This window comes from Pseudarthrobacter phenanthrenivorans Sphe3, from assembly GCF_000189535.1.
Lineage (GTDB): Bacteria > Actinomycetota > Actinomycetes > Actinomycetales > Micrococcaceae > Arthrobacter > Arthrobacter phenanthrenivorans.
In genome coordinates this window covers 1,580,954-1,602,527 of record NC_015145.1, presented here as the reverse complement: position 1 = coordinate 1,602,527, position 21,574 = coordinate 1,580,954, and the positions used below count along the sequence as shown (strand labels likewise).

The 21,574-nt window shown below is 62.8% G+C and carries 11 protein-coding genes, 3 rRNA genes and 2 pseudogenes; 1 reads left to right on the top strand and 15 read right to left on the bottom strand.

Annotated elements, in window-relative coordinates; genetic code table 11:
* Positions 1-4: 4 nt before the first annotated feature.
* The 8 genes and pseudogenes from ASPHE3_RS07400 to ASPHE3_RS22005 all read right to left on the bottom strand — a co-directional run.
* Complete coding sequence (locus ASPHE3_RS07400) at positions 5-1,774, bottom strand: CTP synthase (protein ID WP_041652665.1); 1,770 nt, start codon at positions 1,772-1,774, stop codon at positions 5-7.
* 111 nt (positions 1,775-1,885) lie between these two features.
* Complete coding sequence (gene recN, locus ASPHE3_RS07395) at positions 1,886-3,625, bottom strand: DNA repair protein RecN (RefSeq protein ID WP_013600604.1); 1,740 nt, start codon at positions 3,623-3,625, stop codon at positions 1,886-1,888.
* A 4-nt stretch (positions 3,626-3,629) separates the two neighbouring features.
* Positions 3,630-4,655 carry an NAD kinase gene (locus ASPHE3_RS07390; RefSeq protein ID WP_013600603.1) on the bottom strand — a complete coding sequence of 342 codons (1,026 nt, stop codon included), beginning with the start codon at positions 4,653-4,655 and terminating at the stop codon, positions 3,630-3,632.
* A gap of 13 nt (positions 4,656-4,668) precedes the next feature.
* Positions 4,669-5,484 (bottom strand): TlyA family RNA methyltransferase, encoded by an 816-nt coding sequence (locus ASPHE3_RS07385; RefSeq protein WP_013600602.1) that lies wholly within the window; start codon positions 5,482-5,484, stop codon positions 4,669-4,671.
* Positions 5,484-5,705 (bottom strand): hypothetical protein, encoded by a 222-nt coding sequence (locus tag ASPHE3_RS07380; protein ID WP_013600601.1) that lies wholly within the window; start codon positions 5,703-5,705, stop codon positions 5,484-5,486. Before ASPHE3_RS07380 ends, ASPHE3_RS07385 begins: the two co-directional genes overlap by 1 nt.
* A 9-nt stretch (positions 5,706-5,714) precedes the next feature.
* Entirely contained in the window at positions 5,715-6,704 is a 990-nt protein-coding gene (locus ASPHE3_RS07375) for an HAD-IIA family hydrolase (RefSeq protein WP_013600600.1), read from the bottom strand.
* Between the two features lie 3 nt (positions 6,705-6,707).
* The gene (locus ASPHE3_RS07370; RefSeq protein ID WP_013600599.1) at positions 6,708-8,564 is read right to left on the bottom strand and encodes a hypothetical protein; all 1,857 of its coding nucleotides are present in this window, start codon (positions 8,562-8,564) and stop codon (positions 6,708-6,710) included.
* A gap of 278 nt (positions 8,565-8,842) precedes the next feature.
* A pseudogene (locus ASPHE3_RS22005) lies at positions 8,843-9,304 on the bottom strand (IS30 family transposase); the annotation flags it as partial.
* Positions 9,305-9,541: 237 nt separating this feature from the next.
* Here ASPHE3_RS22005 and ASPHE3_RS07360 point away from each other — a divergent pair.
* Positions 9,542-10,744, top strand: a complete 1,203-nt coding sequence (locus ASPHE3_RS07360; RefSeq protein ID WP_013599339.1) for an IS110 family RNA-guided transposase — start codon at positions 9,542-9,544, stop codon at positions 10,742-10,744.
* A 14-nt stretch (positions 10,745-10,758) separates the two neighbouring features.
* On the opposite strand, the pseudogene ASPHE3_RS07355 reads toward ASPHE3_RS07360, so the two are convergent.
* The 7 genes and pseudogenes from ASPHE3_RS07355 to ASPHE3_RS07330 form a co-directional block, all read right to left on the bottom strand.
* Positions 10,759-11,499: pseudogene (locus ASPHE3_RS07355) on the bottom strand (IS30 family transposase); the annotation flags it as partial.
* Between the two features lie 418 nt (positions 11,500-11,917).
* Positions 11,918-12,034: ribosomal RNA gene (rrf, locus tag ASPHE3_RS07350) — 5S ribosomal RNA — on the bottom strand.
* Between the two features lie 230 nt (positions 12,035-12,264).
* Positions 12,265-15,391: ribosomal RNA gene (locus tag ASPHE3_RS07345) — 23S ribosomal RNA — on the bottom strand.
* Between the two features lie 511 nt (positions 15,392-15,902).
* Positions 15,903-17,425, bottom strand: a 16S ribosomal RNA gene (locus ASPHE3_RS07340).
* The 16S, 23S and 5S rRNA genes sit together here, the layout of an rRNA operon.
* Before the next feature lie 166 nt (positions 17,426-17,591).
* Positions 17,592-17,858 (bottom strand): hypothetical protein, encoded by a 267-nt coding sequence (locus tag ASPHE3_RS22000; RefSeq protein WP_148258086.1) that lies wholly within the window; start codon positions 17,856-17,858, stop codon positions 17,592-17,594.
* 76 nt (positions 17,859-17,934) lie between these two features.
* Complete coding sequence (gene tyrS / locus ASPHE3_RS07335) at positions 17,935-19,251, bottom strand: tyrosine--tRNA ligase (protein ID WP_013600598.1); 1,317 nt, start codon at positions 19,249-19,251, stop codon at positions 17,935-17,937.
* A 34-nt stretch (positions 19,252-19,285) separates the two neighbouring features.
* On the bottom strand, positions 19,286-21,514 hold the full coding sequence (locus ASPHE3_RS07330) for a HelD family protein (RefSeq protein ID WP_013600597.1): 2,229 nt from the start codon (positions 21,512-21,514) through the stop codon (positions 19,286-19,288).
* Between the last annotated feature and the right edge of the window lie 60 nt (positions 21,515-21,574).

Sequence of the window (21,574 nt, the reverse complement as noted above, 5' to 3'; positions counted from 1 at the left end):
GAAACTACTTAGCGGCTACCGTACCGGACGGCTCGTCCTGGGCAGCGCCGGCGCCTGCGGCGGCAGCCGTGTCGGCCACTCCCTGGTGGTCCAGTGCCGCCTTGACCAGGCCGGCGAACAGCGGGTGCGGCCGGGTGGGACGAGAGCTCAGTTCGGGGTGCGCCTGGGTGGCCACGTAGTACGGGTGGACGTCTGCCGGCAGCTCCACGAATTCCACGAGCTTGCCGTCCGGGGACGTGCCGGAGAAGACCAGGCCTTCGGCGGCGATCTGCTCGCGGTACTTGTTGTTGACCTCGTAGCGGTGGCGGTGGCGTTCGCTGACGGTGGTCTTGCCGTACGTCCCGGCGATCACCGAACCGGCCTCGAGCTTGGCTTCGTAGAGGCCCAGGCGCATGGTGCCGCCCAGGTCGCCGCGGCCTTCGACGAATTCCAGCTGCTCTTCCATGGTGGCGATGACCGGGTACTTCGAATCCGGCTCGAACTCACTGGAAGAGGCGCCTTCGAGTCCCACCACGTTGCGGGCGTATTCGATGACCATGCACTGCAGGCCCAGGCACAGGCCCAGGACGGGAAGCTTGGTTTCGCGGGCGAATTTCAGGGCACCGAGTTTGCCCTCGAGTCCGCGGATGCCGAAGCCGCCCGGGACGCAGATGGCGTCGACGCCGTCGAGCGCCTTGATGGCGCCTTCGCGGGTTTCGCATTCGTCCGAGGGGACCCAGCGGATCTTGACCTTGGCGTCGTTGGCAAAACCGCCGGCGCGCAGGGCCTCGGTCACGGAAAGGTAGGCGTCCGGCAGGTCGATGTACTTGCCCACCAGTGCGATTTCCACGTGGTGCTTGGGGTTGTGGACCGCTTCGAGCAGCTTGTCCCAGCTGGTCCAGTCCACATCCTTGAACGGCAGGTCCAGGGCGCGCACGATGTAGGAATCCAGGCCCTGGGTGTGCAGGGTCTTGGGGATGTCGTAAATGCTGGGGGCATCGGCGGCGTTGACCACGGCGTCGATGTCGACGTCGCACATGCGGCCGATCTTTTCGCGCATGGCCTCGGGGACTTCGCGGTCCGAACGGATCACGATGGCTTCGGGCTGGATGCCGATGGAGCGCAACGCCGCAACGGAGTGCTGGGTTGGCTTGGTCTTCAGCTCCTGGGACGGCCCGATGTACGGAACCAGCGAAACGTGGAGGAAGAAGACATTCGTCCGGCCGATGTCCTGGCGGACCTGGCGGGCGGACTCCAGGAAGGGCTGGGACTCGATGTCGCCAACGGTGCCGCCGATTTCGGTGATGATCACGTCCGGGGCGTTCTTGCCCTCGGCGGGCAGTCGCATGCGGCGCTTGATTTCGTCCGTGATGTGCGGGATGACCTGGACGGTGTCGCCCAGGTATTCGCCACGGCGCTCCTTGGCGATGACCGTGGAGTACACCTGGCCGGTGGTGACGTTGGCTGAGCCTTCGAGGTTCTCGTCGAGGAAGCGCTCATAGTGCCCGATGTCCAGGTCGGTCTCTGCGCCGTCGTCGGTGACGAAGACCTCGCCGTGCTGGAAGGGGTTCATGGTGCCCGGATCCACGTTCAGGTACGGATCGAGCTTCTGCATGGTTACAGACAGGCCGCGTGCCCGCAGCAGATGACCGAGGCTTGACGCCGTCAGTCCCTTACCGAGCGAGGACGCCACACCACCGGTTACGAAGATGTGTTTGGTCGTCTTGGATGAGCCCGGGAACCGGGAATTTACACGGGAATTTGATCGCTGCACCACGGAATTCGAGCTTATCATCATTTGAGCCTTCCACGGGTCGCCGGCAGTGTTCCCCAAACGCCCAAGTCTGCCGGTCGGGCCGCCCCCGGAGCAAGGGGACCGGTGGCCGGCACACGGCAAAGCCGGGTTTCAGGCGCGCTGGGGCAGGAGCTTTGCGTCGTCCAGCAGTTCCTGGGCGTGGGCCTGCGCCGACTCGGAATCCTCCTGGCCGGCCAGCATGCGGGCCAGTTCCCGGACCCGTTCCGGACCGTCGAGGAGGCGGACATCACTGGAGGTGAAGCCGGTGGCGGTTCCGCCGTCGGCTCCCCGGACTGAGGTCTTGGTGACGGTGATGTGCTGGTCGGCAAAGGCCGCCACCTGCGGCAGGTGCGTGACCACCAGCACCTGGACGTGGCGGGCCAGCATGGCCAGCCTGCGGCCGATTTCGACGGCCGCACGTCCGCCGACGCCGGCGTCCACCTCGTCGAACACGAACGTCGGGACGGGGTCCACCGCTGCCAGCACCACTTCGATGGCAAGCATGACGCGCGACAGTTCACCGCCCGAGGCGCCCTTGCCCAGGGGGCGGGCGGGGGCGCCGGAGTGGGGCTGCAGCAGGAAGCTGATCTCATCGGCTCCGTGCGGCCCCAGCTGCCCGGCCTGCTCAAGGTTGATCACCAGGGTGGCATCGGCCATGGCCAACGCCTTCAGCTCCGCGCTGACCCTGGCCGAAAGGTCCTTCGCGGCCTTGGCCCTGATCTTGCTGATCGCGGCAGCCTGCTTCTTCAGGTCCGCCTCAGCCTTCACCACCTCGGCGTCCAGGGTTTCGATGCGCGTGGAATCGTCCTGCAGTTCGTCGAAGCGCACCCGGGCGTTTTCGGCCCAAACCAGGACCTCATCGATGGTGGGAGCATACTTCCGGACCAGCTTGGCCAGGGCGGCCCGCCGGTCCTCGATCTCCGCGAGCCGCTCCGGTCCTTCCGTGTCCAGCCCGGCCTGGTAGCTCGCCAGCTCCGTGGCGATGTCGTTCAACAGGAAGCCGACCTCGGCCAGCCGGGCTGCAGCGGAACCCAGCTCGGCGTCGTGCTCCGCCACGTGCTCGAGGGTCCGTTTGGCGGTGTCAACCAGGGTTGTGGCGTCCCCCGCCTCGCCGAAATCCTCGGCAATGAGGGCCTGGTGGGCTGTGCTCGCGGCGATCCGGAGCTCCTCCACGTTGGCCAGCTTCACGGCTTCGGCCTTGAGCAGCTCGTCTTCGCCGGGCTGCGGATCCACCTCGTCAATCTCGGCGAGGGCACTCTGCAGGGACTCCGCTTCCCGCAGCCGGTCCCGGGCCGCACTGCGGAGCTCCTCCAGCTCGGCCAGGCTGGACTTCCACCGGCTGTACAGGTCCTGGTAGGCCGTGAGCGGACCCGCCAAAGCCTCGCCCGCGAACTTGTCCAGGGCGCCCCGCTGTGCAGCCGCGCCCTTGAGCCGGATCTGGTCCGACTGGCCGTGGACCACCACCAGGGTTTCGCCGATCTCGGCCAGGACCCCCACCGGCGCGGCCCTGCCGCCCAGGAAAGCACGGCTGCGGCCGTCCGAGCCCAGGCGGCGGGCGAGAATCAGCTCCGCACCGCCGTCGAACTCTTCCGCCTCCGCACCTGCGTCCAGGGCCCGGGCAATAGCGGGATGGCCGGCGTCGAGCTTCAGGACAGCCTCTGCGGTGGCGCTCTTCGCTCCGCTCCGGACCGCCCCCGCATCCGAACGGGCGCCGAGGAGGAGCCCGACGGCGGTGACCACCATGGTCTTGCCGGCACCAGTCTCGCCGGTCACTACGCTCAGGCCAGGTCCCAGCGGCAAGGTTGCGTCAGTGATGACGCCAAGATCGCGGATTCTCAGTTCTTCAAGCATGGCTTCACTTTGCAGTCGACGGATCGGTGTCAGCATCGGGCTGGCCGGCCTGCGGTACCTGGAGCGGTGGCATGGGCCGCGGCGTCCTGACGATGGGGATGGGCCCGGTGTGCACGGATTCGGCCTTGAGCACAGGGCCCCGCCAACCATGGATGGGCAGCTCGAACTTCCGGACCAGGCGGGCGGAGAAGGGAGTCTGGTGGGTGCGGGCGAGCCTCACCGGAGTGGCGGATTTGGTGACCTCAACCCTTGCGCCCGGCGGCAGGTCCACCGAGCGCCTGCCGTCACACCACAGGACACCCTGGGCATCCGTCCGGCCCAGGACTTCAACGGCGAGCCGGGAGCGGGGAGAAACCACCAGGGGCTTGGCGAACAGCGCATGGGCGCTGATGGGGACAATCACCAGGGCCTCCACCTCCGGCCACACCACGGGGCCTCCAGCGGAAAAACCGTAAGCCGTGGAACCTGTGGGGGTGGCCAGCACGATGCCGTCACAGCCAAAGGACGTCAGCGGACGTTCGTCCACTTCGGTCACGACCTCAAGCATGCGCTCCCGGTTGGCCTTCTCAATGGCTGCCTCGTTCAACGCCCACGTGTGCCAGATCTTCTGGCCCCGCACCCACACCTGCACATCGATGGTCATGCGCTCTTCCACGGTGTACTCGCGGCTGGCGATCCAGTCGACCGTCTGGGCCAGGTCCGCCCGTTCGCTTTCGGCAAGGAAGCCCACGTGGCCGAGGTTCACGCCCAGGAGCGGCACGTCCACCTCGCGGACCAGTTCGGCGGCCCGCAGAATGGTGCCGTCACCGCCCAGGACCATGACCAGTTCAACATCGGGGAGCTGGACGTGGTCGTGGAGGACTTCCACGGGCTGTGCCAGGTGCCCGAAGAACCTCTCCATGTCCCCCAGCTCGGACTCCTGCATCACCGGGACAATGCCGGAGGCATGCAGGAGGGCGCACGCCTCCCAGGCGGCCTTCAGTGAGTCCTCGCGGCCCGTATGGGCAAGGACCAGTACACGCCTGCTCATCAGGTTCCGCTCTCTAGTGGTTCGGCCAGATTCGTCCGAGCAAAGCAGCGGCCGCTGCCTCACGCTCTTCGATCTTAGGCAAGTCTTCACTGATCCTGCGTTTTATCCACAGGAAGTATTCGACGTTTCCGTCCTGGCCGGGCAGCGGACTGACCGCCAGGCCGCACAGGTCCAGCCCGGCGTCGAGCGCTGCCTTGGCAACTTTCTCTACCGCCAGCCTGCGCTCCCGGTCGGATGTCACCACACCGGTGCGTCCCAGCCGGTCCTTGCCGATCTCAAACTGGGGTTTGACCATCAGCACAAGGTCCCCGCCCGGTTCGGTGCATTCCGCAAGCGGACCCACCACGAGGGCAAGGGAGATAAAGGACAGGTCGGCCACGGTGAGCTCGGCGGGACCGCCGATGTCCGCCGGGGACATGTAGCGGACGTTCAGTCCCTCGTGGACTTCCACGCGCGGATCTTCACGGAGCTGCGGCACCAGCTGGCCGTGCCCGACGTCGACCGCCACCACGTGCGCGGCCCCGCGCCGGAGCAGCACGTCAGTGAAGCCGCCCGTGGAGGCACCGGCGTCGAGGCACCTTTTACCTTGCGGTTTGATCGCGGGGAAAGCGTCAAGGGCACCTGCCAGCTTGTGCCCCGCCCGGCTGACGTAGGTGTCCTGTTCGTCATGCCGCACGGCGAGGTCCTTGCCGTCGTCCACTTGGAGGGACGCCTTGCTGAGGATCTGGCCGGCGGAGCTGACTTTCCCCTCGGCAATCAGCGTGGCCGCATGGGTGCGCGACCGGGCCAGGCCGCGCGCAACCAGGGCCTGGTCAAGGCGCACCGCCATCAGGTGCCCCCGTCCGCGGGCTGGGCGTTCAGTGCGGCAAGAAGCTCATCGTGAAGTTCGTTGTAGACGTTTTCGTGCTCGGAGACGGGGACCTGCTGCAGGGCACGCAGCCGCACGAGGGCCTGTGCCACCACGGGGTCCGTGACGCCCGCTTCAGTGGGATCAGGCCAATCCGGGGAAGGCTGGGCTGCTGCATCATCAGGTTCGGTCAGCGCAGTCATTCCACCAGTCTAGTGATCCAGCCAGACGAGTTCAGGCGTCTGCGGTACGGCGGCATCCGGAGTGGCTCCCCACCAGGCCGCGCAGGCAGCCCGCCAGGAATCAAGGCTGTCCGGGCTGCCGATGATCCCCACTGCGCCGTTGGCCACGCGGGCGGTTGCCTCACCGCATGCGTACGTGCCGTCGTCGTGCGTCACGTCCGGGTACGCCCGGTGCAGGTCCGCGAGGGAGCTGATGATGTAGTCCGGGCGCTCGGCGGCGCGGGCAGCCAGGATGGTTTGCCGGGTATCGACGCCGGTCAGGACCGCCACTGTTGCGAATCCTGCGTTGTTACCGCCCAGGATGTCGGTATCCAGCCGGTCCCCAACCACCAGGGGACGCTCCGCGCCGAGCCGTTTGGCTGCGGAATGGAACAGCGGCGCTTCCGGCTTCCCGGCCACCCGCGGGGTTTGGCCTGTTGCCGCTGCCACCGCAGAGACCAGCGTTCCGTTGCCCGGGGCGATGCCGCGGGCCTGCGGAATGGACATGTCGGTGTTGGTGGCAACCCAGAGCGCACCGGCGTTCACCACGTAGGTTGCTTCGGCCAGGTCTTTCCACCCGATTTCGGGGTTGAAGCCCTGTACCACCGCCACCGGTTCTTCCCCTTGGCTGTAGACAGGCACCAGTCCAACCAGTTCAATCTCCGCGGCCAGGGCCGGGCTTCCGGTGATCAGGACCCTGGAACCCGGGGCCAGCAGGGACGCGAGCAGGTCTGCGGCGGCCTGCGAGGAACTGACCACCTGCTGGTCCTCGGCAGGTGCCCCGAGTTCCCGGAGGTGGGCAGCCACCTGTGCGGGTGAACGGGACGCATTGTTCGTCACGTAGCCCAGCCCGACGCCAAGGCCGGTGAGCTGCTTCAGGGACTCGATGGCACCGGGAATGGCATGCGGACCGGCATAGACCACCCCGTCCAGGTCAGCCAGGAGTGCATCAAACAGGGAAATCAGGGGGACGTCAGCCATTCGTCAGTCTTCCCGGCGGTCCTGCTGGTCCCCGGCCTGGTATTCCAGGTCCTGACCGTCAGCATCGCCTGCCTCAGCATGGCCGCCGTCAGCGCCGCCGTCGTTTTCGGTTGCGGTCTCCAGCTCGTCCGGCTCCACGGAGTCCTCGTCCGATTCAGCGTCATCGGAGACAAAGTAGTCGGCTTCCTGGTCGTCGATGCCGGCGTCCTGCGGCTCGCTGGCCGGGCTGGCTCCGGGCACGGCTTCAGCTGCGCCGGCAGCGGATGCGGCCTTGGGGGCGGTCTTGGACGCCTGGGAGGCGCGCTCCAGCAAACGGCGGCGTTCGGCTTCTTCCCTGGCCTCTTCCTCCTCGTCCCAGCCGAGGTCGATGATGTCGGGCTCCTCATCCACACCCTGGCCCAAGGCGTTTTCGGCCACGACGGCCTGCTTGCGCCATTTCTCAGCCTCCTCGTCGCGGCCTACGCCGGACAGGGCGTCAGCGTAGGCACGGAACAGCCGCGGGCTGTAGGAAAAGGCCCGGTTGATGTCCAGCTGAGGGATTTCCAGTTCGGCCACAGCGGCGTCCAGCTGGCCGAGGTCTGTCCTGGCACCGGCGGCCACGATTGCGAGCTCCGCTTTGCCGGGGGCATCCAGGTCCTGGGCTTCTTCAGACCGTGCCACGTCCAAGGCGCGGTCCGGGCGGCCCAGGCCACGTTCACAGTCCGCCATGACCGGAAGGTGGACGTTGGACCCGCTGATGCGGCGGTATGTGCGGAACTCCCGCAGGGCCTCGCCATAGTGGCCGGCTGCGTAGGCCGTCAGCCCTACGGCTTCCCGGACCGCTGCCAGCCTGCCTCCGCGCCGGCTGGCAGCCAGTGCATGCTGGAAAGCGAGTTCGGGTTCTTCATCGATCAGGCGGCCTGCCATGACCAGGTGGCGGGCGACCCACTCCGCGCTCTTCGCCTCGAGCGTCTTGATCTGGTGCTGGGTGGCGCGGTCAAGTTCCTTGCCTGTGACATCCTCATCAATTTCCGGCGACCTTTCGCGGTCCGGCCGGTTCGCGCTGCGGAGGTCACGGACGTTGGGCACCCGAACAGGACGGTCTTCCTGGCGGTCACGCCCGAAGCTGCGGGGACCGGCGTCGCCACGGCTGGCACCGCGGTCGAAGCTGCGGGGCGCGCGGTCCTGGCGGTCACCGCGGGCTGGCCTTTCGCTGCGGTCACCGAAGGGTTTCCGGTTCTCTCCCCCACCGAAGCCACGGCGGTCGCCTTCTCCGTCACGCCGAGGGCGGTCCCCGAAGGAGCGGTTCTCCCGGTCGCCGTACGGCTTACGGTCACGGTCACCAAAGGGCTTACGGTCACGGTCGCGGAAGGGCTTACGCTCGCCGCCACCGAATCCACGGCGATCCCCCTCGCCGTCACGACGCGGACGGTCCCCGAAGGTTCGGTTCTCCCGGTCGCCGTACGGTTTGCGGTCACGGTCGCCGAAGGGCTTACGCTCGCCGCCACCGAATCCACGGCGGTCCCCCTCGCCGTCACGACGCGGACGCTCACCAAAGGATCGGTTCTCCCGGTCTCCGTACGGCTTACGGTCACGGTCGCCGAAGGGCTTACGCTCGCCGCCACCGAATCCACGGCGATCACCCTCGCCGTCACGACGCGGACGCTCACCAAAAGGCTTCTTGTCACGGTCACCAAAAGGCTTCTTGTCACGGTCACCGAAAGGCTTGCGCTCTCCACCGCTGGCAGAACGCCGCGCGGGATCGCTGCCGTCTCGGTTGGTGCGGGCACGGAACCCGCGGGGCTCCCCGCCAGAATTGTTGTTGCCGCGGAACCCGCCGCGGTCGTTGCCGCCCCGGTTGCCCCCGTTGTGCTCAGCCATGTGGATTCCTCCTGTTGTGAGCTGACCACTGGCGCAACTGCAGCCGCTCGTATCCGTGTTTTGTTTTCCTACGCAACCCGAAATCAAGCGCTTCGAAGTCCGTACATCTTTATCAATTCTAGAGGAGACGCCCCTACCGGCAGGACGGAGTGAAGCCCAGGCAGCAGCATCGTGGCATTATTCACACGCTCTCGCACTTGATGTGGGGTTTCCCTGGACGCTCTCGCAGTTGATGTCGGGTTTCCCTGGGCGGATTCAAGTGGTCGTTGCAACACGTCCTATGCTGCTGATTCTTCCAGTATTTGCTGGAGGGCTTGTGCGGGTGTTTTCCAGCCGAGGGTTTTGCGTAGGCGTCCGTTGAGTCCTGCGGCAGCGTAGTCGAGGTCTGCGCGGGTGACGGTGGTGAGGTCCATGCCTTTGGGGAAGTACTGTCGCAGGAGTCCGTTGGTGTTCTCGTTCGTGCCGCGTTGCCAGGGTGAGTGAGGATCGCAGAAGTAGACCTCGGCGCCGGTGGCGATCCTGACGCGTTCGTGAATGCCGACCATCTCAGCGCCTTGGTCCCAGGTCAGGGACCGGCGCAGCTGGGCCGGCAGGGTCGGAAGGGTTGCCTCGATGGCGGCCAGCACCTGCTCGCCGGTATGTCCGTTAGGCAGGTGCAGGAGCATCACGAAACGGCTACTGCGTTCCACGAGGGTTCCGATCGCCCCGGCGCCAGGGGTACCGATGATCAGATCGCCCTCCTTACGATTTTGTTGTGGGTGATTTCGGAGCTGTCGTAGTGTTTCGATCACCCTCGGGTGGCGGGTATGGCCTAGGTCGCCCTGCCGCTTGGATGGCTCACTGGGAATGGCCGCCCGCTGCCCGCCGATGACTCGACCGCTGATTGAGAATTACGACATTGATCGTTGGGTAAGGACGTGCCGGCGTAGTTATCGACAGGGCCAACCGAAATTGGAGCTGATCGAAGGAGACTGAACATGCCGGCATTCTGGGTAGGAATCGACTCAGGCAAAAGAGCACATCATTGCGTCGTGATCGATCAGACGGGGACCGTGCTGCTCTCGAAACGGGTCGAGAACGACGAAAACGCAGTGCTCGAACTCATAGCCACGATCGCGGAGATCGCGGCCGGGGGCGAAGTCTGCTGGGCCACGGATCTGAATTCCGGCGGAGCGGCCCTGTTGATCGAGTTGTTGGCCGCGCACGCCCAGCAACTGCTCTATATACCTGGACGGATCGTGCATCACGCTGCGGAGACCTACCGCGGAGATGGCAAGACCGACGCGAAAGATGCCAGGATCATCGCTGACCAGGCACGGATGCGCACGGACCTCCAACCAGTCCGCCGCACGGACCAGATCAGCGTTGACCTGCGGCTCCTCACCGCCCGCCGTACGGATCTGATCTGCGACCGTGTCCGGGCGATCAACAGGCTCCGCGCCACCTTGCTGGAATATTTCCCGGCTCTCGAGCGTGCGTTCGACTACTCCAAACAGGCGCCCCTGGTCCTCCTGGGCGGCTACCAGACACCCGAGGGCATCCGGCGGATCGGACTAGCTCGGCTCACCGGTTGGCTGAGGAAACGCGGCTGCCGCAATAGTGCCAAGATGGCAGAGAAGGCACTGATAGCCGCAAACTCCCAGCACACCGTACTGCCAACTCAGACCACAGGCTCTGCCCTGGTCGTCCGGCTGGCCGGGCAAATCAGCACTCTCGATGCGGAGATCGCCGGCATCGATGCCCAGATCACGGACCTGTTCGGGAAGCACGACAGCGCCGATGTTTTGCTCACCATGCCGGGCTTCGGCCCCGTACTCGCAGCTACTTTTCTCGCGAACATCGGCGGCAACCTGGACGCGTTTGACTCAGTCGACCGGCTCGCCAGCGTCGCGGGGCTGGCTCCCGTCCCGCGCGATTCCGGACGAATCAGCGGGAACCTGCACCGACCACGTCGCTTTAACCGCAGGCTCCTGCGGACCTGTTACCTCGCCGCCCTCTCCAGCTTGAAGAACAGCGCGGCCTCAAGAACCTATTACGACCGGAAGCGCGGAGAAGGAAAGTCGCATAAACAGGCCCTCATCGCCCTCGCCAGACGTCGCATCAACGTCCTCTGGGCGATGCTCCGTGACCACACCATCTACCAGGAACCAATGCCACGCATCACCGCTCAGGCGGCTTGACAGAAACATTGAGATTCCCAGTGCCCGGGCACTGCCCGGTCATCGGCTTCCGCGGGGCGTTCACTGATCAGCAACTCTTGCGGGACCCGGGGCCTTCGCATGCCCGCGCGCCGGTTTGGCTGCCGCACGGCCCGGCCGGTGCGCAGAGCAGCAGCGAGCTCGGCTCTCAGCCCGCCGCGGCCCTGGATGTAGATGCACTGATAGATAGTCTCCGGGCTGATGCGCATGCTTTCATCATCGGGGAAATCAATCCGCAGCCGGGCGCTGATCTGCTCCGGGGACAACCGTTCCCGCGCCGTCAGCATTCCGGCGACGTAAAGCGCCAGGGCCTCGTTGAAAACCAGCTTCCGTGCCTTAGGCCTGCGCGCCAGCTTCTGCGCACGGTTCTGCGCCGAGGACGCCAGGTACGGACGGTTGCCCCCGTTCCGGATGTTCCTGCCCAGCTCCCTGCTGACAGTGGACGGGTTCCGGCCCAAACGCCGACCGATCTCCCGCACGCCGCACCCGGCCGCCCGCCACACAGCGATCAACTCGCGCTCATCGAAGGACAGGAACCGCCCGCACGGGGGCTTCTTCGCAGGATCCACCCCACCATGCTGACGGACGATCAACCTGGCCGCAGACAGGGACATACCGGCCACCGCCGCCGCCACCTCATCAGATGCCCCAGAAGACCGCGCCTCCCAGAAAACCCGCACCACCGACTGCAACAGCTCAGGCCGACCAAAACCCACAACAACACCCCAATCACTCAGGTGTTGCAACGACCCCTTGAACCTGCCCTGGACGCTCTATCAGTTGTTGTTGGGTCTTTCGACGCTGTCGTGGTGGTCGATGCCGGTCGGGCGGGGGTGATGGTGGTGGGTGGGCTTGTCTGGGCCCGCGATAGAAAGCACATGAACTGAGAGAGCGTCGGGCCACGACCCGCGTCGAGTGAGAGAGCATCCGTCAGAAACGCGCATCAAGTGAGAGAGCGTCCGTCAGAAACGCGCATCGAGTGGGAGAGCGACCGTCAGAAACGCGCATCGAGTGGGAGAGCGACCGTCAGAAACGCGCATCGGGTGGGAGAGCGTCGGGTGGTGCGGGTGTGGGTGTGCTGTGTTCTGGTGGGGTGTGGGTGTTAAATGTGGGAGGCCCCAACCATGTTCTGGTTGGGGCCTCGACCTAATGGTTGTCCGGCGGTGACCTACTCTCCCACACCCTCCCGGGTGCAGTACCATCGGCGCTGTGGGTCTTAGCTTCCGGGTTCGGAATGGGACCGGGCGTTTCCCCCACGCTATGACCGCCGTAACCCTGTTACCCGTCACCAACCCTGTTGGGGTGGTGTGGGAAATCTCTTCGTGGTTACAACTGCTCCTGTTAGGGAGCGGTGGTGTTGTTTATTCAGTTGTGTTCCTCAGCGCAACAGGCCCGTGGCGGGTTTGTTGGTTGGGAACCACATAGTGGACGCAAGCAGTCTTGTGTATCTTTTTACCCTCCCCTGGTGCAAACGCTTTTGAACCCGTTTGCGGGGTGGGTGTGTGGTGTAAGTTATCGGCCTATTAGTACCGGTCAGCTTCACGAGTCGTTAGTCCTCGCTTCCACATCCGGCCTATCAACCCAGTGGTCTGGCTGGGGGCCTCTCACACACAAGGTGTATGGAAATCTCATCTTGAAGCGAGCTTCCCGCTTAGATGCTTTCAGCGGTTATCCCATCCGAACGTAGCTAATCAGCGGTGCACTTGGCAGTACAACTGACACACCAGAGGTTCGTCCGTCCCGGTCCTCTCGTACTAAGGACAGCCCTTCTCAAATTTCCTGCGCGCGCAGCGGATAGGGACCGAACTGTCTCACGACGTTCTAAACCCAGCTCGCGTACCGCTTTAATGGGCGAACAGCCCAACCCTTGGGACCTACTCCAGCCCCAGGATGCGACGAGCCGACATCGAGGTGCCAAACCATGCCGTCGATATGGACTCTTGGGCAAGATCAGCCTGTTATCCCCGAGGTACCTTTTATCCGTTGAGCGACGGCCATTCCACAATGTACCGCCGGATCACTAGTCCCGACTTTCGTCCCTGCTCGAGATGTCTCTCTCACAGTCAAGCTCCCTTGTGCACTTACACTCGACACCTGATTGCCAACCAGGCTGAGGGAACCTTTGGGCGCCTCCGTTACTTTTTAGGAGGCAACCGCCCCAGTTAAACTACCCATCAGGCACTGTCCCTGACCCGGATTACGGGCCGAAGTTAGATGTCCAAAGTGACCAGAGTGGTATTTCAACGATGACTCCACCCGAACTGGCGTCCGGGCTTCAACGTCTCCCACCTATCCTACACAAGCCACTCCGAACACCAATACCAAACTATAGTAAAGGTCTCGGGGTCTTTCCGTCCTGCTGCGCGTAACGAGCATCTTTACTCGTACTGCAATTTCGCCGAGTTTATGGTTGAGACAGCGGGGAAGTCGTTACTCCATTCGTGCAGGTCGGAACTTACCCGACAAGGAATTTCGCTACCTTAGGATGGTTATAGTTACCACCGCCGTTTACTGGGGCTTAAATTCTCAGCTTCGCCGTGAGGCTAACCGGTCCTCTTAACCTTCCAGCACCGGGCAGGAGTCAGTCCGTATACATCGTCTTGCGACTTCGCACGGACCTGTGTTTTTAGTAAACAGTCGCTTCCCCCTGGTCTCTGCGGCCCCGATCCCCTCCCGGACGCGAAGTCCGATCAAGGTTGGGGCCCCCCTTCTCCCGAAGTTACGGGGGCATTTTGCCGAGTTCCTTAACCATAATTCTCTCGATCGCCTTAGTATTCTCTACCTGATCACCTGTGTCGGTTTGGGGTACGGGCGGCTAAAACCTCGCGTCGATGCTTTTCTCGGCAGCATAGGATCACCAAATCCCCCCAAACGGGGGTCCCATCAGATCTCAGGCATCATGAACAGCGGATTTGCCTACCGTTCGCCCTACATCCTTAGACCGGGACAACCATCGCCCGGCTCGGCTACCTTCCTGCGTCACACCTGTTAATACGCTTGCCTCCCAGGATCAGGTCCTGCGCTCCACCAAAACCCTCACACCACAAGGGTGATCGGGCAGGTCTCGGGCAGTTAGTATCCCCTGTTCAGCATGGGCGGTTTTTCGCCGGTACGGGAATATCAACCCGTTGTCCATCGACTACGCCTGTCGGCCTCGCCTTAGGTCCCGACTTACCCAGGGCAGATTAGCTTGACCCTGGAACCCTTGATCATTCGGCGGACGGGTTTCTCACCCGTCTTTCGCTACTCATGCCTGCATTCTCACTCGTGTAGGCTCCACCGCTGGTTTACACCGCGACTTCACCGCCCACACGACGCTCCCCTACCCATCCAAACACCTGAACCACGAAGGCTTAGTCATTGTTTGAATGCCACAACTTCGGCGGTGTACTTGAGCCCCGCTACATTGTCGGCGCGGAATCACTTGACCAGTGAGCTATTACGCACTCTTTTAAGGATGGCTGCTTCTAAGCCAACCTCCTGGTTGTCTTCGCAACTCCACATCCTTTCCCACTTAGCACACGCTTAGGGGCCTTAGTTGGTGGTCTGGGCTGTTTCCCTCTCGACTATGAAGCTTATCCCCCACAGTCTCACTGCTGCGCTCTCACTTACCGGCATTCGGAGTTTGGCTGACGTCAGTAACCTTGTAGGGCCCATTAGCCATCCAGTAGCTCTACCTCCAGCAAGAAACACGCAACGCTGCACCTAAATGCATTTCGGGGAGAACCAGCTATCACGAAGTTTGATTGGCCTTTCACCCCTACCCACAGCTCATCCCCTCCATTTTCAACTGAAGTGGGTTCGGTCCTCCACGACGTCTTACCGTCGCTTCAACCTGGCCATGGGTAGATCACTTCGCTTCGGGTCTAGATCACGCCACTGCAACGCCCTATTCAGACTCGCTTTCGCTACGGCTGCCCCACACGGGTTAACCTCGCGACGTAACACTAACTCGCAGGCTCATTCTTCAAAAGGCACGCCGTCACCAGAATCAGACTGGCTCCGACGGATTGTAAGCACACGGTTTCAGGTACTGTTTCACTCCCCTCCCGGGGTACTTTTCACCTTTCCCTCACGGTACTGGTCCGCTATCGGTCATTAGGGAGTATTTAGGCTTATCAGGTGGTCCTGACAGATTCGCACGGGATTTCTCGGGCCCCGTACTACTTGGGATACTCTCACAGGCGGCACAACGCATTACAGTTACGGGGCTAACACCCTCTCTGGCCGGCCTTTCAAGACCGTTCACCTATGCGCGCACATCACACCCCACCAGCCCGGCAGAACTGGTATGGAAAGTCCCACAACCCCGACCATGCAACGCCCGCCGGCTATCACACATGGAACGGTTTAGCCTGATCCGCGTTCGCTCGCCACTACTAACGGAATCACTATTGTTTTCTCTTCCTGCGGGTACTGAGATGTTTCACTTCCCCGCGTTCCCTCCACGCACCCTATGTGTTCAGATGCGGGTCACCAAGTCACTCGCGCGCTTGGCGGGGTTTCCCCATTCGGACACCCTGGGATCACAGTCCGGTTATCGACTCCCCCAGGCTTATCGCAGATTCCTACGTCCTTCTTCGGCTCCTAATGCCAAGGCATCCACCGTGTGCTCTTAAAAACTTGACCACAAAAGATCAAAAAACACTTCTCGAGAGAACCACGAAAACCAACCACACACAACAACACCACCACCAGGGCAGTACCACCACGCGCAGCCAGATCCAGGTTCATATTCTTGGAAATTGCTTCTTATAAAAGATGCTCGCGTCCACTATGTAGTTCTCAAACAACAACCCCAAACCACACACCCCACACACACAAACGTGCATGATCGGTGCAGCCAGGAAACCAGAAACAAACAAACCCGGGAAAACCCCGGCCCTGTTGCCTCAGGACCCAACAGTGTGCCAAACACTACCCAACAACCCGCACCAGCCGCGTTCCTGAACACCCATACCTTCCCAAAGGAAGAAAGAGCGCCCGTACTAACAACCGGTCCGTGCCACCAGGCACCTATTTGTTGATATTCCACCCTTGAGCACCCGCCGCAGAACTTGCGTCTGCGCAACGGGCATATACTCCTGACAAACCCCCACCAGCGCATACACGCAGTGACAGGCCTGTAGGTGCTCCTTAGAAAGGAGGTGATCCAGCCGCACCTTCCGGTACGGCTACCTTGTTACGACTTAGTCCCAATCGCCAGTCCCACCTTCGACAGCTCCCTCCCACAAGGGGTTAGGCCACCGGCTTCGGGTGTTACCAACTTTCGTGACTTGACGGGCGGTGTGTACAAGGCCCGGGAACGTATTCACCGCAGCGTTGCTGATCTGCGATTACTAGCGACTCCGACTTCATGGGGTCGAGTTGCAGACCCCAATCCGAACTGAGACCGGCTTTTTGGGATTAGCTCCACCTCACAGTATCGCAACCCTTTGTACCGGCCATTGTAGCATGCGTGAAGCCCAAGACATAAGGGGCATGATGATTTGACGTCGTCCCCACCTTCCTCCGAGTTGACCCCGGCAGTCTCCTATGAGTCCCCACCATCACGTGCTGGCAACATAGAACGAGGGTTGCGCTCGTTGCGGGACTTAACCCAACATCTCACGACACGAGCTGACGACAACCATGCACCACCTGTAAACCGACCGCAAGCGGGGCACCTGTCTCCAGGCGTTACCGGTTCATGTCAAGCCTTGGTAAGGTTCTTCGCGTTGCATCGAATTAATCCGCATGCTCCGCCGCTTGTGCGGGCCCCCGTCAATTCCTTTGAGTTTTAGCCTTGCGGCCGTACTCCCCAGGCGGGGCACTTAATGCGTTAGCTACGGCGCGGAAAACGTGGAATGTCCCCCACACCTAGTGCCCAACGTTTACGGCATGGACTACCAGGGTATCTAATCCTGTTCGCTCCCCATGCTTTCGCTCCTCAGCGTCAGTTAATGCCCAGAGACCTGCCTTCGCCATCGGTGTTCCTCCTGATATCTGCGCATTTCACCGCTACACCAGGAATTCCAGTCTCCCCTACATCACTCTAGTCTGCCCGTACCCACCGCAGATCCGGAGTTGAGCCCCGGACTTTCACGGCAGACGCGACAAACCGCCTACGAGCTCTTTACGCCCAATAATTCCGGATAACGCTTGCGCCCTACGTATTACCGCGGCTGCTGGCACGTAGTTAGCCGGCGCTTCTTCTGCAGGTACCGTCACTTTCGCTTCTTCCCTACTGAAAGAGGTTTACAACCCGAAGGCCGTCATCCCTCACGCGGCGTCGCTGCATCAGGCTTGCGCCCATTGTGCAATATTCCCCACTGCTGCCTCCCGTAGGAGTCTGGGCCGTGTCTCAGTCCCAGTGTGGCCGGTCACCCTCTCAGGCCGGCTACCCGTCGTCGCCTTGGTAAGCCATTACCTCACCAACAAGCTGATAGGCCGCGAGTCCATCCAAAACCACAAAAAGCTTTCCACCAACCACCATGCGATGGAAGGTCATATCCGGTATTAGACCCAGTTTCCCAGGCTTATCCCAGAGTTAAGGGCAGGTTACTCACGTGTTACTCACCCGTTCGCCACTAATCCACCAGCAAGCTGGCATCATCGTTCGACTTGCATGTGTTAAGCACGCCGCCAGCGTTCATCCTGAGCCAGGATCAAACTCTCCGTTGAAGTAAAACAGACACAACCCCCAGCCCCGGGAAAACGGGACCAAAAAGCTGCACAAAATTTGAAACCAGCTGTCAAAACCAGACCACCCACAGGGGCGGATGACCCGGTCAATTCAACCAATCACTAAAACAATTGGTATCAACAAACTTGGCACACTATTGAGTTCTCAAACAACAGACACATTCGAATATTCCCGAAATAATTCAATTTGAATTGAATTCTTATTTCGTATTTCTTCGCTGCGATGTTTCAATCTTATTTGATTCATTTTCACTTTGCAAATCCGGTTATTTTCCCGGAATTCACTCTGCGGAATGAATCCGCCCACCATAAATTGAAGCATTTCTTCATCATCTCGTGGTGAAGTTGCTTCACTTTTTGGTGGGGGTTGGTCGCTATTTTTCCGCTTCAGCGGCGGCGACTCAGAAAACATTACACGCTCCCCCGCGGCCGTGCAAATCGGCTGCGGAGGAGCGTGCAAAGGGTCTGTGGCGTGCGGGAGAAGGCCTCTACGGGACCAGCACTTCCACGGTGGCAAGGTTCTTCTTCCCGCGGCGCAGCAACAGGTACTGGCCGTGCAGCAACTCGGATTCCGAGATAACAGCCTCGGGGTCGGACACCTTTTCGTTGTTGACGTAGGCACCGCCCTCGCCCACGGTCCGGCGCGCTGCGGATTTGCTTTCGGACAGCCCGGAAGCAACCAGCAGGTCCACAATCCCCATTTCGTCCACCTGCACGGTGGCGGAGGGAAGCTCGGAGGTGGCTGCCTGGAGTGTGGTCTTATCCAGGGCGGTCAGGTCTCCGTTCCCAAAGAGCGCAGCAGATGCGGCGATGACCTTTTCGGTGGCTTCGACTCCGTGCACAAGGGACGTCACTTCGTAGGCGAGTTTCCGCTGGCCTTCCCGGGCGAACGGGCGCTCCGCCACAGCAGCAGCAAGCTCGTCGATTTCGGCCCGCGTCAGGAAAGTGAAGACCTTCAAGCGGTTTACAACATCGGCATCCGCCGTGTTCAGCCAGAACTGGTAGAAGGCGTAGGGGCTGCACATGCCGGCGTCGAGCCAGATGGCGTTGCCTTCACTCTTGCCGAACTTGGTGCCGTCAGCGTTGGTGATGAGCGGGGTTCCGAGGGCGTGGACGCTCTTGCCCTCCACCTTGCGGATCAGTTCGGTTCCGCTGGTGAGGTTGCCCCACTGGTCGGAGCCGCCGGTCTGCAGCATGCAGCCGTAGTCACGGTACAGCTGCAGGTAGTCCATGCCCTGAAGGATCTGGTAGCTGAACTCGGTATAGCTGATCCCCTCGTCGGAATTCAGCCTGGAGGCCACTGCGTCCTTGCGCAGCATGGTGCCCACGCGGAAGTGCTTGCCAACGTCGCGCAGGAAGTCGATGGCGCTCAGCGGAGCCGTCCAGTCGAGGTTGTTGACCATGCGCGCGGCGTTGTCTCCCTCGAAGCTGAGGAAGCGACGCACCTGGGCCTGCAGGTATCCCACCCATTCCGCCACTGTGTCCTTGGTGTTCAAGGTCCGCTCAGCGGTGGGACGAGGGTCCCCGATCATGCCGGTGGAACCGCCAACGAGCCCCAGCGGCTTGTGGCCGGCCAGCTGCAGCCGGCGCATCACGAGCAGCTGGACCAGGTTGCCCAGGTGCAGGCTTGGCGCAGTGGGGTCGAAGCCGCAATAGTACGTGACCGGTCCGCCGGCAAGCAGCTTTTCAAGCTCTGCTTCATCGGTGGAGACGTGGACCAGGCCACGCCACTTCAGTTCCTGCCAAATGTTGGCAAAAGTGGGGTCGTTCTGCTGCGTTTCGAGGCTGCTGTTGAGTTCTGGCACGCCTTCTAAGTTAGCAGTATTGCGGCGTGCCGGATCAGCGCTTGATTCCGGCCGGTACGGGTTCCGAGGCGATGAGCCGCAGCCGCTGGGTTGCGCGGGTCATTGCCACGTAGAGGTCCCCCACCTTGCCGTGTTCGTGGTTCAGCATCATGGACGGCTCCAGCACCACCACGCCGTCGAACTCCAGGCCCTTGGCTTCCCGGGGACTCATGACCACGATGTCCTGCTCATAGCTGCCCGCGCCTGTGCCAACCCGGCGCCCGTAAGCGGCGCGCAGGGCAGCGGTGGCCTCCGGCAGGAAGTGGCCATCCGCGATCACAGCGAGCAGTCCGCCGTCGAGCGCGTCCAGTTCCTCCGGCAGGACCTCAACCAGGCGGCTGACCACCTGGCCGGCGGCCACTTCATCAATCACCGGGGACCAGCGCCCTTCACGAACGGCCTTGGGAGCAGAAACCACGAGCCCGGCGGCGTTGGCCATTCGAACGGCGGCCTCGGCGATCTGGGACGGGGTGCGGTAGTTCACCGTGAGCTCCTCGAGCTGCCAGCGGTCCCCGAACATCGGCGCAAGCGCGCCCTGCCATGAGTTGGCGCCGGCCACGGAACTGGTCTGGGCAATATCGCCCACGATGGTGAAGGATTTCAGGGGGCAGCGGCGGACCAGCAGCCGCCACTGCATCGGCGAAAGCTCCTGTGCCTCGTCTACCACGATGTGCCCGAACGCCCAGGTGCGGTCGCTGGTGGCACGCTCCGCAGCGGTCAGCCGTGCTTCCTGTTCCTGGTTCTGTTCGGCCAGGTCCTCGGCGGACATCAGCGGATCGACGCCGGCGGCCTGCATGTTGACGAGTGTCTGCTTGGCGTTGGCAAGGTCCCGGGCGCGGTCGTGTTCCTGCTGGGCGAGTCCCCGCCCGGCAGCGGCGTCGAGGTCCCCGAGCAGCTCGGCGGCTTCATCCAGCAGCGGAACGTCGGATTCGGTCCAGGGTGCGTCCGCGGGCCGCAGCAGCAGCGCGCGTTCGGCCGGGGTCAGGTTGGGGGTGCAGGCGTCGAGGATCGCGGGCTTGCTGAAGAGTTCGGAGATCAGTTTCTCCGGCGTCATGGGCATCCAGCACAGGTTCAGCGCAATCCGCACGTCCCGGGCAGTACGCACATCCTCGGCCAGGTAGGAGCGGTCGGCGTTGTTGCCGATATTTCCTGCCTCCACCAGCTCCGTCATCTGCTCCGTCAGCTCCCGGAGCAGGATCTTGACGAAGGTCACGCGTGCCTCGTTGTGGGGCTTGCCGGTGGACCGTGCGCGCTCCCGCGCCCGGCGGACCTGGCGCTGCGTCAGGACGAGCTTGCGTCCGTCAACTTCCAGGATCCGGTCTTCGGCAGGCATCCGCTGCCGGTTGGCCACTGCGTTGGCCACGACGGCGGCCATGTCCAGCCGCCCCTTGATGACAGCCACGGCCGGGTCCGGTTCGGGCACAGCGTGGATGCCCGGCATCAGCCGGCCCAGGCTTGCCATCACCACGCCGGTCTCGCCCAGGGAGGGCAGCACCCGTTCGATGTACTTCATGAACGACGACGACGGGCCCACCAGCAGCACGCCGGCGGTCTTGAGGCGGTCGCGGTGGGTGTAGAGCAGGTAGGCGGCACGGTGCAGGGCAACCGCGGTCTTGCCCGTGCCTGGGCCGCCCTGCACCACGAGGGCACCGGAGATGGACGAGCGGATGATGCGGTCCTGCTCGGACTGGATGGTGCTGACGATGTCCGACATCCGGCCGGTGCGCTTGGAGTTCAGGGCCGCGAGCAGGGCACCCTCGCCCTGCAGCGACTCGTTGTCCGCCAGCATCTCCGGATCGAGCACGTCATCCTCGATGGCTTTGACTTCGCGGCCCTGCAGGATCAGGTGCCGGCGGCGGCGGACGCCCTGCCGGTCAAAGGCCGTGGCCTGGTAGAAGTGGCCGGCCTCGGGGGCACGCCAGTCCACCATGAGCCGCTGCAGGTCCTCGGTGGTGAGTCCAATGCGCCCGATGTACTGGGCTTCCCCGGAGTCCAGGTCCAGGCGGCCGAAAACCAGCCGGTCGTCAACGGCATCGAGCTGGGCAAGGCGGTCCTCATAGAGCGCGGCGAACGCGTCACGTTCGGAAACGTTCTGCATGGTGCCCACCGCTCCGGCCCGGCGGACCTGGGCGAGCTGCTTGCGCTTCTCCTCGCGAAGCTCCTCCAGCCGGGCATACAGGCCCGCAACATAGTCCCGTTCGTGGGCCAAATCGGCGTCGTGCATCTAACGTTCCCCTATCGCAAAAGACAGACCTACTATTCTACAGGCATTTCCGTTAACGCT